This is a genomic window from Orenia metallireducens (assembly GCF_003001995.1).
GTDB lineage: Bacteria > Bacillota > Halanaerobiia > Halobacteroidales > Halobacteroidaceae > Orenia > Orenia metallireducens_B.
The window spans coordinates 54556-68953 of the sequence record NZ_PVNB01000014.1; the positions used below are offsets into that span (position 1 = coordinate 54556).

Sequence of the window (14398 nt, forward strand, 5' to 3'; positions counted from 1 at the left end):
CTGATTGGAATTATTAAAAGAGATTCCTGAAAAGAATCAGAATAAAGATATGACTTATGAATTAAGAAAGGCAGCAAGGGCTGTTCTGTTGAATGATGCAAAGGAGATGGCTTTATTATATGTTAGTAAAGGTAACTATCATAAGTTGCCAGGTGGAGGTATAGAAGAAGGGGAGGATATTTATTCTGCTTTAAAAAGAGAGGTCAAAGAAGAGGTAGGTGCAGAGATAGAGGTACTAGATGAGATTGGCTTGATCATAGAGTATAGGGATGGCTTTGGCAAATATCCTACAGGACAAATCCAACTATCTTACTGTTTTTATGCCAAAGTGGTAGGGAAAGTGGGGGAGACCTCTTTTAGTGAAAATGAACTGGCTAATGACTTTGAATTAAAATGGGTGCCCTTTAATCAGGGGTTAGAATTACTGAAAAATGATTCTTCAGAAGATCCTCTAGGTCAATTTATCCATAAAAGAGATTTAGCTTTTATTGAGAAGGCTAAGGAGATAATCGATTCTTAATTATTGATGCTTCTAATAGAGAATTCTATTATACTTTGTTATAATCAAGATTAAAGTGGCTCATTAAAGAGTGTTTTTATATAAATAGGGGGGATAAGAGATGGGATACGAAGTCATTTTATTTGATGCAGATAGAACTTTATTCGATTTTGATAGAGCCGAGGAGCATGCTATAGAGAGATTGATGAATTATTTTGAGGTTGAATATCAGAAGGAGAATCACTTAAAGCAATATCGTGAAATTAATAAGAAGTTATGGGAAGAACTTGAACAAGAACTGATTACACCAGAGGAGTTGAAGCTAGAGAGGTTTAGAAAATTAGCAGAAGAGCTAGATTTAGAGATAGAGGATAAAGCCTTAAGTGGAAAGTATTTAGAATTTTTAGCTGAAGGTCATTTTTTACTTGATGGTGCCTTGGAGTTGATTGAAGAGTTAGATAAGGATTATAAGCTGGCGATCGTTACTAATGGTTTAGCAACAGTTCAAAAAGGGAGGTTAAAGGCATCTGTATTAAGGGGTTATTTTGACCATCTAATTATTTCAGAAGAGATAGGTATTGCCAAACCAAATCCTAGAATCTTTGAGCATACCTTTAAAGAGATGGGGTATCACGATAAGAGTAAAGTATTGATGGTCGGTGATAGTCTCAGCTCAGATATACAAGGTGGAATTAATTTTGGGATTGATACTTGCTGGTTTAATCCCAATAAAATAGAGAGTAGAAATGGAGTAGAACCTACTTATGAGATTAGTGATTTAAGTCAATTAAAAGAAATATTATCTGGGGAATAATATCTCCTTAAAGTATTAGTATATTGCTATAGTTTAAGATATAAATCTAAGTAAAAGATTAAAAGAATTTTTTACTGTTTTTTAGTCTTAGACTCAAGTTGATTGTATTATTTATCCATGGATAAATTGACAATTGAAATTTTAAATGCTAAAATAATATTTGATTAAAAATATACTATAAAACAGGAGGATTTTATAATGGTTACTAAGCAAGCAGAGACTAAAGAGTTTCAAGCAGAGACTAAGCAGTTGTTAGATTTAATGATTAATTCTATCTATACCAATCAGGAGATCTTCCTTAGAGAGTTGATAGCTAATGCATCAGATGCTATTGATAAGATCAAATTTGAGTCCTTAACTGATGTGGATATTTTAGAGGGGGATAGTGATTTTGAGGTCTTGATTGATGTAGATGAAGAGAATAAGACTTTAACTATCTCTGATAATGGAATTGGGATGACCTATGATGAGGTTATCAATAATATTGGGACCATTGCTCAGTCAGGAACTAAGAAGTTTATCGAACAATTAAAGGATAATAAGGAAGATGTAAGCTTGATTGGTCAGTTTGGAGTTGGGTTCTATTCTGCCTTTATGGTTGCTGAAAAAGTTACCTTAATTACCCGTGCATCTCATCAAGAAAAGGGGGTTAAGTGGGAGTCTGAAGGTGATGGGACGTATACAGTAGAATATACTGATAAAGAGCAAAGAGGTACTGAGATCACTTTGACTTTGAGAGAAGAGTTCAGTGATTCTGCTGATTTTGAGAATGATTTTACTAATAGAAATAATATTAAAAATTTAGTAGAAAAATACTCTAACTATGTCAAATATCCAATCAAGATGGATTTCTATCATGAGCAGGAGAATGAGGATGGAGAGAAGAGTGTTGAAGTAGAGACTAAAACTCTAAATACGATGACTCCGCTTTGGAATAGGAATAAGGATGAGATTAGTGATGAAGAGTATAATGAATTTTATAAGAATCTCTCTAAGGATTGGAATGAGCCTTTAGAGGTTATACATAAACAGGTTGAAGGATTGGTCAAATTTAATGCTTTATTATATATCCCTACTAAAGCACCTTATGATTTTTATACAGCAGACTTTGATAAAGGGATTAAGCTCTATTCTAAGAGTGTCTTTATTATGGATGACTGCCAAGAGATATTACCAGAATATTTAAAGTTTGTACGGGGGTTAGTTGATTCACCAGATTTTTCCTTAAACATCTCTCGTGAGGTCTTACAGCATAGCAAACAGCTAAAGGTAATCGGTAAGAATTTAGAGAAGACGATCCTAAGAACTCTAAAGTCTATGCTTAAAAAAGATAGAGAGAAGTATGAAGGTTTCTGGAAGGAATTTGGTAGAGCTATTAAAGGTGGGATCTATACAGATTATAGTAACAAGGATAAGTTAGAGAATTTATTGATCTTTGAATCTTCTCATTCTAAAGAGGGTATGACCACCTTAGCAGAGTATCTTGATAGAATTTCTGAAGATCAAGAAGTAATCTATTATGTTACTGGTGAGAGTAGAGAGAAGGTAGAAAATCTACCACAAATGGAGCTATTACAGGATAAGGGCTTAGAAGTAATCTATTGCGTAGACCCGATCGATGAATTTGTGATTGATATCTTAGGAGAATATCAAGATGTTAAATTTAAGTCGGTGCTTCGTGGTGATTTAGAGTTAGATGATGAAGAGCAAGAAGAGGAAAGTGAAGTAAAAGAAGAGTTATTAGAGGTAATTAAAGAGCACTTAAAGGGTAAGGTTGATGATGTTAGATTGAGTAAACGTTTAAAATCAAGTGCAGTCTGCTTGGTCAGTGATGAAGCTGGGATGAGTATGTCAATGGAGAGAATCTTACAGGGGATGAATCAAAATCTAGGCAAAGCCCGTAGAATTTTAGAGATCAATCCAGATCACCAAGTCTTTTCTACTATAGAACGTTTATATGAGCAGGATGCAGAGAGTGAAACCTTAAAGGAGTATAGTGAATTACTTTATTCATTATCATCTTTAGTGGAAGGCTTTAACCCAGATAATCCTGTAGAGTTTGCTAATAAGATTAGTGATTTGATGGCAAAAGCTTATTAATATCATTAGATTATTTCAAAAGAGAGATTAGCTTAATTAAGCTAATCTCTCTTTTTTATTAAGAGGTTATAGCTAATCTATAAATTTTTAAACTCCCTTTAACCTCATCATAACTTGTTCTTAACAATAGTATTATAGATTATAATTAGAGCAGAGTATCTCAATATATCAAAAATGTAGCTAAGTAGAGAGGGGAGCAAATTTTAATGAAATACAAGGTATCTATTTTATCACTTATTGCACTGATATTTTTATTAAGCTTTAATAGCACAGCAGAAGAATTTAATAAGTTTAAAGGAGCTATTGAATTATTTCCAAATCATATTGAGAAGGAAGGGGAGTATATAGGTCCTACTAATGAAGAACCTGTTGAATTTAGATATAAGGTGGATGTTGATAAAGAAGCAAAAGAGATTTCTTATATCGCTCAGTCTCCATTATCCAAGAGGACATCTAGCTTGGATAGTTATTTAATGCCTATCAGAACTGAGATGAGATTTAATAGCAAATACCAAGAATTATTGAAATTACATGGCTATGAACAGCGAGTCTCAAAGTTTGATAGCAAGAAGAAGCAGATGGTTGTATCACTGTATAAAGAAGAGAAAGAGCAGGATAAATTTATAGTTAATTATGAGAATGAGACAATTGATGCAGATAATATCTTTCTTTATTTGCAGGCATATTTATTAATGGAAAAGAGAGATGATTTTCAAATAGATATGTTGGCTAATGAACGAGGGAAAACTGTGAAGATGGATTTTAATCTGATACAATCCAACAAACTCCAAGGTATCTCATCAGAATATGATCTTCCTAAAGGTTTATTAGAGATTATTGGGGGGATAGATAAATTCTATATCTTTGAAATGAAACTGTCAGGATTTCTAGGACTGATTTGGAGAACAAAATATTACTGTCTCTTTGAATATCAGCAACCATATAACTTTGTAGCTTATTGGGGTGGGTCTGAAGGAAAGGAAGAGTTTATATATTGTCGATAAATATCATAAAAATACTAAGATAGATGAACAACTCTAAAAAGAAATTTAAAACATTCTAGTTAATTAGTGTTAATTAGTGGCTAATTATTTTGTGATTTTATTTCACTTTAAGCTGGGGCATCTATATTTTAAGACTAAGTAGTAAAAGAGATCAATTAGCTTATTTTGGCTACTTATAAGTAGAGACTTTCCCCCAATATTCAGTCCGGCTGAAAGCAGGGTAGCTAGAGATAAAATTTACATAAATAGGTGACTTATTTAAGTTGGGATGGGCTTTAAAAAAATCGCGATCACCATAGACTATAGCTTCTAAAGCAAGGGGTAACTCTTGAATGAAGATTCTATTTCTGATAAATGCTTTGACTAAGCCAAACTCACCATCAACTAAGACACTTGCATACAGATAATAGCCATGTTCATCTACTCTCCATTCTGCCAATACCTCATCTCGATTTGGATTAATCTGATTATAGGCATATTTTTGAGCAATAGTCAAAAATAGTTCAGCAGTGATATCAGAATGGGTTAGAGTATATCTTCTAGGTGTAATAGGATCAGTGGGAGTAACTCCAGAACCAAACTCGACAGATAGCTTATCAGGGTCTAACCTTTTCATACTCTTCTCCTCCTTTGTTGAAACTAGATTAATATATCATATGGGATTATAGAGGGTTTGGTACGTGGTAATTTTTAATTGAGCTTTATAGCTGTTGAGGGAAGAGTAAATTTTTTTCTTGACATACTTGTATATACAAGTTATAATATTCTTAGAAAGAAAGTTGTATATACAAGTTTGAAAATGAGGTGTGTATACAGATTATAAGATTATAACCTATATAAAGATATTAATTTACAGGCTATTTTTTAGATTTCTGATTATAATTAGTTTTTGTTTAGAGAAAAGAATAAGATTAACAGCCACTATAACCCTATAATATTTGATAAGAGTGGATAGTTATCTAAAAAAGTTAATCAGATAATAATCTAGTCTTTCTTTTCTGAAACTAGTTCTCAGTTAATTTTAAAATAGTTTGTATAAAGAATATAGGGGGGTTACAAATGGCTAAATTTACAAAGCAAGCAGAAGAATTATTAGAGTATATCGGTGGCAAGGAGAATATTTCAGCGGTATCACATTGTGTTACAAGGATGCGTTTTGTATTAAATGATAATCAGAAAGCAGATATGGAAAAAATTGAAAAGATTGATTGTGTAAAAGGAACCTTTACCCAAGCAGGGCAGTTCCAAGTTATTATCGGTAATGAGGTCTCTGATTTTTATAATGATTTTGTCAAGGTCTCAGGTGTTTCTGGAGTGAGTAAGGATGTAGCTAAGAAGAATTCAAGGCAGAATCTTAATTGGTTACAGAGAATGATTTCACATTTAGCTGAGATATTTACACCATTAATTCCAGCTTTGGTAGTTGGTGGTCTGATTTTAGGTTTCCGTAATGTAATTGGAGATATTAAATTATTAGAAGAGGGTACTAAAACTCTAACAGATGTCTCTCAATTTTGGGCTGGAGTCCATCACTTCTTATGGTTGATTGGTGAGGCCATCTTCTTCTTCTTACCTGTAGGAATCACTTGGTCTATCTCTAAGAAGATGGGAGCAACAGAGATATTGGGGATTATACTTGGTGTTACTTTGGTCTCTCCACAGTTATTAAATGCTTATGCAGTAGCTGGTGGGGCAGAGGCTCCAGTCTGGGACTTTGGTTTTACCCAGATTAAGATGATTGGTTATCAAGCCCAGGTTATTCCAGCAATTTTAGCAGGATTTACTCTGGCTACCTTGGAGAATTGGTTACGTAAGTTTGTTCCAGAATATATCTCAATGATTGTGATTCCTTTCTTTGCCTTAGTGCCAACTGTCTTATTGGCCCATGTTGTCTTAGGTCCAATTGGTTGGACAATCGGTTCATATATTTCAAATGTTGTATATGCGGGACTAACATCAGCTTTTGGATGGTTATTTGCAGCAGTATTTGGTTTTACTTATGCACCGTTAGTAATCACAGGATTGCATCATATGACAAATGCTATTGATTTACAGTTGATGAGTGAATTTGGTGGAACTAACCTCTGGCCGATGATTGCTTTATCTAATATTGCTCAAGGTTCTGCAGTACTAGCAATAATCTATCTAAATAGAGATGATGAAGAGGAGAAGCAGGTTTCTATTCCAGCAGCTATTTCATGTTATTTGGGAGTAACTGAGCCAGCTATGTTTGGTATCAACTTAAAGTATATCTTCCCCTTCTTAGCTGCGATGATTGGTTCAGCAATTGCTGGTTTGGTCTCAGTAAGCTCAGGTGTTATGGCTAACTCGATTGGAGTTGGAGGACTACCAGGTATCCTATCAATCCAACCTCAGCATATACTGATGTTTGCTGTAGCAATGCTAATTGCAATAGTTGTTCCCTTTATCCTAACAATCTTCTTTGCTAAAAATAAGATTGCTGTAGGTAAGAAGAGGATATAAATATTATATCTAAATTTAGATTAGGATTTTGATATGGGGTTATAGAATGATAATGCGATACTTTTTTAATAGCCACTAGCTACTGGCTACTAGCCTCTAGCTTCATAAGTTCTTAGCTAATAGCAGATTTATCACGGAGGGTTTATGATTTTCAAACCCGTAGGAGAGGCCAGAAGCTAATAGCTAAAGCGTCACACTATACTCATTAAGCAACAATTTATAATCTTTAATAATAAAAAACAAATACAAAAGCTCTCCTGTTATTAAATTAATGGAGAGCTTCTTTTATAAGAGGTGATGTATTATGAAAAGTAATGGTAGTGAATGGTGGAGAAAATCGGTTGTCTATCAAATCTATCCTAAGAGTTTTAATGATACTACAGGAAATGGTGTGGGTGATTTACAGGGTATTATAGATAAGCTAGATTATTTAAAGAAATTAGGTGTTGACGTAATCTGGTTAACCCCTATCTATCAATCTCCCCAAAATGATAATGGTTATGATATCAGTGATTATTATAGTATCCACAAAGGATATGGTGATATGGAGGGCTTTGAGAGATTATTAGCAGAAGCACATCAGAGGGATATCAAAGTAATTATGGATATTGTCATCAATCATACCTCTACAGAACACCAATGGTTTAAAGAGTCTGCCAAATCTAAGGATAATCCCTATCGAGACTTTTATATCTGGAAGGAGTCTCAAGAGGGTAGAGAGCCAAATAATTGGAAGTCTAAATTTGGTGGTTCTGCTTGGGAGTATGATGGGACTACAGGAGAGTACTACCTACATCTCTTTGATGTGACTCAGGCTGATTTGAACTGGGAGAATGATGAGGTTCGAAAGAAGCTCTATCAAATGATGGACTTCTGGCTAGAAAAGGGTGTAGATGGTTTTAGATTAGATGTTATCAATTTAATCTCTAAGAATCAAGATTTTCCAGATGATGATGGATCAGTAGCACCTGGTGATGGAAGGAAGTTCTATACAGATGGTCCTAGAGTCCATGAGTATTTACAGGAGATGAATCAAGAGGTCTTCTCTAAATATGAGATGATGACAGTAGGTGAGATGTCATCAACAGATATTGAGAACTGTGTTAAGTATACTAATCTAGAACGTAAGGAGCTGAATATGACCTTCAGCTTTCATCATTTGAAAGTAGATTATCCTAATGGAGAGAAGTGGACTGCTGCAGACTTTGACTTTATTGAATTAAAGAGAATCTTATCAGAATGGCAAGTCGGAATGAATCAAGGTGGAGGGTGGAATGCATTATTTTGGTGTAACCATGATCAGCCACGAGTTGTAAGTAGATTTGGTGATGATGGTCAGTACCATAATCAGTCAGCCAAGATGTTAGCTACTACAATTCATTTAATGCAAGGAACACCTTACATCTATCAAGGTGAAGAGTTTGGTATGACCAATCCAAACTTTACAAATATTGATGATTATCGTGATGTCGAGTCCTTAAATGCTTACAAAATTCTTAAGGAAGCAGGAAAGAATGAAGAGGAGATTATGGCTGCTATTAAGGCAAAATCAAGGGATAACTCTAGAACTCCAGTTCAGTGGGATGCTACTGAAAATGCTGGTTTTACTACGGGTACTCCTTGGATTGGAGTAGCAGATAATTATCGAGAGATTAATGCTAAAAAGGCTGTTACAGATGAAGGTTCAATCTTCTATTATTATCAAAAGCTGATTAGACTAAGAAAGGAACTTGATATTATCACTTATGGTGATTATAAATTAATCTTAGAAGACAGTGAGGATATTTTTGCTTACCTAAGAAGCTATAATAATGAGAAGCTATTGGTTATTAATAACTTCTATGGCAAAGAGACAGAGTTTGAATTGCCTGCTGAATTATTAGATTTTAATGATTATGATAGTAGAATCTTGATCTCAAATTATGAAGATTCTGTAGAGGATATTCAGAATATAAGGCTAAGACCTTATGAATCTATCGTCTACCACCTTGCTAAATTACCTTTAAAATGATAGAATATTCTGGGTGATGATAATGAATAATAAATATCTAAAGATATATAATGAACTTGCTAAAAAGATAGAAACTGGAGAGATACGCCCTAAAAGTCAATTACCTTCTGAAAATCAGCTAAGCAAAGAGTATGATCTATCTAGAGGGACAGTCAGAAAGGCCTTGGACTTATTAGTGCAGAATGGTTATATCCAGAAGGTTCATGGTAAAGGCTCGATTGTACTGGATATCAATAAATTTGATTTTCCTGTCTCTGGTGTGGTCAGCTTTAAAGAGTTATCTCAGAAGTTGGGACAGGACTCTAAGACTATTCTCCTTGAACTAGATATATTACAAGGTGATGAGTTTTTAATGGAAGAGTTGCACTTGGACAAAGAGGATGAGGTCTGGAAACTGGTGAGGGTTAGAGAGATAGGTGGGCAGAAGATAATCTTGGATAAAGACTATCTTAAAAGAGATGCAGTTCCTATGTTAACCAAAGAGATATGTGAAGATTCAATTTATGAATATATTGAAGGTGAGCTTGATTTAAAGATTAGCTTTGCTAAGAAGTTGATCTCTGTAGAAGAGCCGACTTTAGAGGATAAAGAGAATTTAGATTTAGCTGGTTATAATGTAGTGGTAGTAGTTAAAAGTTATGTTTATTTAGAGGATGCAACTCTCTTTCAATACACTGAATCTAGGCATAGACCTGATAAGTTTAGATTTGTAGATTTTGCTAGAAGAAGCCATTAATAGATATTAAAGAGAAGCCATAGCAGTTGCTGTGGCTTCTCTTTTTTTATTTATAGATAGTGACAAGTGGAGGAGTAGATTATCTTATTATATATTTTAATTTTGAAGTTAGACTTAATGGATATATTACGACACTTTTTACTTTTAAAAAGTGAGCAAAATTATTAAAACAATTTTCGGGAAAGCTTATCAGCTTTTTTTCCGAGTTACTTTTAGCATTGCCCTAAAAGTAACCAAACCTACGGGTTTTAAAATACAAAAACCCTTCGTGATAAATCCGGTCTAGAAAAAATAAAACTCACTACGCAATCAAAATAATAAATATTATCACTTATTATCTCTCTAATTAAAACCTAATTGCACTCTAAATTCTATCTCAATTTTTGCTCCGTTCAAACAATAATTCTTTTCACCTCTAAAAACCTTAACTGTCAACTGTACACCGTACACTGTAAACTCAAACAAAAGTGTCGCAATCTCTCTTTACTCTCAATTCTTCTAGTATAATCAAGTAATACTAATAAAATCTTTTCTGATAATAAAAAGACCCTTGCTGAGGAATATTAAAGAATAACACTAAAATCTTTAAACACAAAGGAAGATAAGAGATGTTAAGAGCAGCATTATGGGGTGGGTTAGCAGGTTCAGCAGTCTTTTTAGGAGCAGCAGTAGGGTTATCTTTTGATATAGAGAAGAAGGCTATTGGCTTTATTATGGCCTTTGGTACTGGGATTTTGATTGGAGCAGCCTCCTTTGAATTGCTTACTGAAGCAGTGGAAGAGGGAGGGATAAAGCTAACCACGATTGCTTTTATAGTGGGAGCTTTATTATTTACTATCTTTAATCTATTGATAGCTAAGCAGGGCGGACATCAGAGAAAGAGGTCGAAGGGAAATCCAGTAGGTCATTCAGGTCTGGCAATTTTTATCGGTACCATTATGGATGCTATTCCTGAATCTTTGATTATTGGTGCTAGTCTAGTAGATTCTACCAAGGTAAGCTACTTATTAGTTATTGCTGTCTTTTTAAGTAACTTCCCTGAAGGTTTATCTAGTAGTATCGGTTTGAAGAAGGATGGCTATTCTAAGATAAAAATATTAGCTTTATGGATATTCGTTTCTTTACTTGCTTTGTTGAGTTCTTTATTAGGATTTATCCTGTTAAAGGATAGTTCAGCAGCTATTATTGCTATGATTAGTGCCTTTGCTGCTGGTGGAATAGTGGCCATGGTCTCATCAACTATGATGCCAGAAGCCTATGAAGAAGGTGGAGTGTGGGTGGGCTTAATAGCAGCCTTGGGGTTGATTAGCTCTGTGATTTTAATTAATTTAGAATAGTATCTCCTTAGCACTAATCACTCCTTTTATGAATAAGATAAAGGAAAATCATAAAAGGAGATGGATAGAAATGGATGATTATATTAAACTTCCTGTTAATATCAGTACTGTTAGGGTCCGTAAACCTAGATTAGAGCTCTATTATCCTAAGGTTAGGGGTTTAAGAGACAAAGGGATTCAGGATAGGATTAATAGCAGGATTCGTGAAGCAGTTGATGAATTGATTGAAGCACAAGGGTATTATGAGAATCCTCTAACAGAGATTACAGCCTATTATGAGATTAAGACAAATGAAAGGAATGTCCTTAGCTTATCTTTAATTAATTATGCTTTTTCAGGTGGAGCTCATGGGATGACCCTTGTTAAATCACTGACCTTTGATATTGATACAGGTAAGGAGTATGAGTTGAGTGAACTATTCAAAGAGGGTAGTAACTATCAACAGATACTATCTGAGATCATTAAAAAGCAGATTGAAGAGCGTGAGCTTCCTTTGTTGGGAGAATTTGAGGGGATTAGCCCCAACCAAGCTTATTATATTGCTGATAAATCCTTAGTGATATACTTTGCCTTATATGAGATATCTCCATATTATGTAGGTTTACCACATTTTCCAATATCTATTTATGAGATTGAAGATATAATTGCTGAAGGTAGTCCCTTAGCTAGGATGTTTGGATAAAGCAGGGCAGGTTTCAATCTGCCCTTTTATTAGAGTGGTAAATTTACTTGTGAGATGGTCAGTTATGACTAAATATAGAAAATTATTACAATATAAATATTTAATCTTTAAAGTAAAAAGCTCCCCCTTTTTAGTTTATATTTAAAGGGGAGTCCTCTGCATCACAGCCATTCTAAAAGAAAACGGATATATTAATCTTTTTACTGATTACTGCTTACTCGTCACTCTATACTGCCCCTCAAAGTTCTATACAGCTTGCACATTGACTTTTCATCATTGCTGCAGAATTTTTGATAGTGAACTTATAATCTGAAATTTGATAACTCTCTTTTTCGAAGACAGTAAAGCTGACAGAATTGTCTTCAAATTCAATGGTAACTGGTACAGTCATCTTAATCTCATTATTGAAAGGGTGTGTTTTAGAGCCTGGTTCAATTATGGTAATATTACCCTCTTTATTGGTGATTTCTATGATGTCAGTTGATGTCTTTAGTGATTTAAGCTCTCCAGATCGATAAAACTTAAGGGAATTGATATCTCCATTTATTCCCAGAGACTCACAGTCATAAGCCATAATAGTTCCTATAGGAGTTTCAATAGGTGTAGGCTGAATTGGTTCACAGGACTCTAATAAGCCATCTTGATATAGGGATAAGCCTATATGTATCTCTAGTTCTTGGTCTAAAGCCTTGATTTTTGCTCTCTCCTGTGGCCAGAGAGTGATACTCTTAATTGCTCCATCTTTGTAAAAGCGGATGTTGATGACCTTATTATCTAGCTTTCCACATTTCAAATCAAAGGATAGCTTCTCTGCCAGTTCATACTCATTCTCTTCAGTCCAGTACCCTGTAACCTTTCCATCTAAAGGGAAGATACATCTGATCTCTCCACTTTCATAAAATAAGATGCGCTCAGCCTTATAAACATCACTCTTCATCTCAATTTCTGTTGCTTTGTTTAGAGAGATACTCTTTATCTCACCATTTTCATAAAATGAGATGGAGTCTTTATATTTTCGTCTAGCCTCAGAGTCTTCATATTGTGGCACTAGTAAGCCATAAGGTGTTTCTATTAGATTGTATTCATTTAACCTACATGACTTTATTTCCCCATCAGAATAGGTTTCACAGGAACTAACACCTTTTAAGATCCCATATTTTTTATTAGCCTCTCTCATAGAATTGACCTCCTTATTTTAGATAATATTGAAAAGTCTATAATTTCTAATTAATAAAATTATTTCTTGATTATTAACATAAACCTTACATGTGTATTATCTGTAGTATATCCTATTAAGTCTTTGATGTCAAAAAATATGGTTCTATGTCAAGTATCATGGTAAAAATCTTACATTGAATTGTTGTCTTTAGCTATGCACATTTCTGCTCTCTATGAATATGATAAAGAAGTATGGATATTTGGAGAGGAGGGTGTCTAGTGGGCGATTATGCTGGAGGTGGAGATGGTATGTTACTTATCTTCTTAATTCTAATTTTATTGCTTATGGGTGGAACAGGATTAAAATACTAATGTTCAAAGCATAAAGAGCCTTTAAAAGGCTCTTTATCTATATAGAAACCGATAAAGATTTCATATTATATATCTAAAATTTAAGAGTTCATAATTATTTAAAAGCTTAAATTCAAAAGAATTTATTGGACGCAGACTTACGCAGACAAAAGCGGACTAAGGAAAGAAGATAAAAGAAATAGAGGGTATAATTGTTTTGAGTCAGCTCTTAGTCGGATTTTAGTCAGCATCAAAATAGGTTTTGACTTTAATTCATTGATAGATAAATTTAAATTCTTTTTCATGTTCTATATAATTGAGCTGTTTTTAGTAAGTCTCTAATTGTACGGATTACTAAATCATACTTTGGATTAATTTCTTAAAAATAGTGAATCCAATCTCCACATTAATTCCTGATACTATAAAAACTCTTTTTGAGTTTTTATATAGACAAGCTAAGGGTATATTTATATAATTTAGGTACATGTTACTTAGAATGGAGGAGATATTATGGCTAAGACCAAGATAAAAGTCAAGGAATTAAGAGATTATTTAAATACATTGGATAATAAAGAGATGATTAATGAGCTGGTGGATTTGTTTAAAACCTTTCCTGATGTTAAAGAGTACTATTTAGCAAGGCTTAAGCCTGAATATTTAGAAGAGGTTTTAGAGGATTATCGCAAGGTGATTATAGATGAGTTCTTTCCAGCTAGAGGTGATGGTAAGTTAAGATATTCTGTGATGAAGAAGGCTATCTCAGATTTTAAGAAGATAAGTGACAAAGCAGATTATATTGCTGAGCTAATGTTAACCTATGTAGAGCAGGGTGTGAAGTTTACTAATACTTATGGAGATATCAGTGAGCGGTTTTATATTAACATAGAGAAGATGTTTGAAAGTACATTAGATTACATAATAAAGAATGATTTAGAGAAGCAATTTAGGAAGAGATGTAAGAAAGCTATGGATAATTCTTCAGGTATAGGATGGGGATTTGCCGATTCTATGATGGATATATATTATACTTATTTCAGTGAATAATGATTTTTTCTATATCTACAGAGCTATAGGGCTAACTCCTGTAGTTTTTTCTTTTCTAAGGAGAAAAAATATCAATTCTTTCAAGGAATATAATGCTAGATGATTAATTTATATAAGTAATTATAATTAACTCTATATTAAGTAGAATCTGTCTGCAAAGAGCACATAATGACAGGAA

Annotated in this window: 12 protein-coding genes; 10 read left to right on the top strand and 2 right to left on the bottom strand. The window is 33.7% G+C overall.

The features are described from left to right. Positions 1–4 precede the first annotated feature (4 nt). The 4 genes from BX659_RS10600 to BX659_RS10615 all read left to right on the top strand — a co-directional run bounded on the left by BX659_RS10600 (position 5) and on the right by BX659_RS10615 (position 4417). A complete protein-coding gene (locus BX659_RS10600; protein WP_097018697.1) occupies positions 5–520 on the top strand; it encodes an NUDIX domain-containing protein in 516 nt (171 codons plus the stop codon). 100 nt (positions 521–620) lie between these two features. After that, entirely contained in the window at positions 621–1313 is a 693-nt protein-coding gene (locus BX659_RS10605; RefSeq protein WP_097018696.1) for a YjjG family noncanonical pyrimidine nucleotidase, read from the top strand. Positions 1314–1511: 198 nt separating this feature from the next. After that, positions 1512–3413 carry a molecular chaperone HtpG gene (gene htpG / locus BX659_RS10610; RefSeq protein ID WP_097018695.1) on the top strand — a complete coding sequence of 634 codons (1902 nt, stop codon included), beginning with the start codon at positions 1512–1514 and terminating at the stop codon, positions 3411–3413. Between the two features lie 206 nt (positions 3414–3619). Beyond that, positions 3620–4417, top strand: a complete 798-nt coding sequence (locus BX659_RS10615) for a hypothetical protein (RefSeq protein WP_097018694.1) — start codon at positions 3620–3622, stop codon at positions 4415–4417. A 169-nt stretch (positions 4418–4586) separates the two neighbouring features. Here the strand turns inward: BX659_RS10615 and BX659_RS10620 are convergent, their stop codons facing one another. Further along, positions 4587–5033, bottom strand: coding sequence for a staygreen family protein (locus BX659_RS10620; protein WP_097018693.1), 447 nt, complete (start codon positions 5031–5033; stop codon positions 4587–4589). A 443-nt stretch (positions 5034–5476) separates the two neighbouring features. Between BX659_RS10620 and treP the strand changes: the two genes are divergently transcribed. From treP to BX659_RS10645, 5 genes are all read left to right on the top strand, one after another. Beyond that, on the top strand, positions 5477–6901 hold the full coding sequence (gene treP, locus BX659_RS10625; RefSeq protein WP_097018692.1) for a PTS system trehalose-specific EIIBC component: 1425 nt from the start codon (positions 5477–5479) through the stop codon (positions 6899–6901). A 304-nt stretch (positions 6902–7205) separates the two neighbouring features. Further along, positions 7206–8912, top strand: a complete 1707-nt coding sequence (gene treC / locus BX659_RS10630) for an alpha,alpha-phosphotrehalase (protein ID WP_097018691.1) — start codon at positions 7206–7208, stop codon at positions 8910–8912. A gap of 22 nt (positions 8913–8934) precedes the next feature. Continuing rightward, positions 8935–9648: a trehalose operon repressor gene (treR, locus tag BX659_RS10635; protein WP_097018690.1), complete on the top strand. Its 714-nt coding sequence runs from the start codon at positions 8935–8937 to the stop codon at positions 9646–9648. 608 nt (positions 9649–10256) lie between these two features. After that, positions 10257–10985 (top strand): ZIP family metal transporter, encoded by a 729-nt coding sequence (locus tag BX659_RS10640; protein WP_097019384.1) that lies wholly within the window; start codon positions 10257–10259, stop codon positions 10983–10985. A gap of 70 nt (positions 10986–11055) precedes the next feature. Next, on the top strand, positions 11056–11667 hold the full coding sequence (locus BX659_RS10645; protein ID WP_097019385.1) for a DUF3298 and DUF4163 domain-containing protein: 612 nt from the start codon (positions 11056–11058) through the stop codon (positions 11665–11667). 238 nt (positions 11668–11905) lie between these two features. Here the strand turns inward: BX659_RS10645 and BX659_RS10650 are convergent, their stop codons facing one another. Beyond that, positions 11906–12844 carry a hypothetical protein gene (locus BX659_RS10650; protein ID WP_097019386.1) on the bottom strand — a complete coding sequence of 313 codons (939 nt, stop codon included), beginning with the start codon at positions 12842–12844 and terminating at the stop codon, positions 11906–11908. An 842-nt stretch (positions 12845–13686) separates the two neighbouring features. On the opposite strand from BX659_RS10650, the gene BX659_RS10655 reads away from it, so the two are divergent. After that, complete coding sequence (locus BX659_RS10655) at positions 13687–14220, top strand: DUF6155 family protein (protein WP_097019387.1); 534 nt, start codon at positions 13687–13689, stop codon at positions 14218–14220. The last annotated feature ends 178 nt before the right edge of the window (positions 14221–14398 follow it).

What these genes read in the sequence shown, in the direction of transcription:
- BX659_RS10605 (WP_097018696.1), top strand. Translation starts at nt 621, where the DNA reads ATGGGATACGAAGTCATTTTATTTGATGCAGATAGAACTTTATTCGAT.
- htpG (WP_097018695.1), top strand. Translation starts at nt 1,512, where the DNA reads ATGGTTACTAAGCAAGCAGAGACTAAAGAGTTTCAAGCAGAGACTAAG.
- BX659_RS10615 (WP_097018694.1), top strand. Translation starts at nt 3,620, where the DNA reads ATGAAATACAAGGTATCTATTTTATCACTTATTGCACTGATATTTTTA.
- BX659_RS10620 (WP_097018693.1), bottom strand. Translation starts at nt 5,033, where the DNA reads ATGAAAAGGTTAGACCCTGATAAGCTATCTGTCGAGTTTGGTTCTGGA.
- treP (WP_097018692.1), top strand. Translation starts at nt 5,477, where the DNA reads ATGGCTAAATTTACAAAGCAAGCAGAAGAATTATTAGAGTATATCGGT.
- treC (WP_097018691.1), top strand. Translation starts at nt 7,206, where the DNA reads ATGAAAAGTAATGGTAGTGAATGGTGGAGAAAATCGGTTGTCTATCAA.
- treR (WP_097018690.1), top strand. Translation starts at nt 8,935, where the DNA reads ATGAATAATAAATATCTAAAGATATATAATGAACTTGCTAAAAAGATA.
- BX659_RS10640 (WP_097019384.1), top strand. Translation starts at nt 10,257, where the DNA reads ATGTTAAGAGCAGCATTATGGGGTGGGTTAGCAGGTTCAGCAGTCTTT.
- BX659_RS10645 (WP_097019385.1), top strand. Translation starts at nt 11,056, where the DNA reads ATGGATGATTATATTAAACTTCCTGTTAATATCAGTACTGTTAGGGTC.
- BX659_RS10650 (WP_097019386.1), bottom strand. Translation starts at nt 12,844, where the DNA reads ATGAGAGAGGCTAATAAAAAATATGGGATCTTAAAAGGTGTTAGTTCC.
- BX659_RS10655 (WP_097019387.1), top strand. Translation starts at nt 13,687, where the DNA reads ATGGCTAAGACCAAGATAAAAGTCAAGGAATTAAGAGATTATTTAAAT.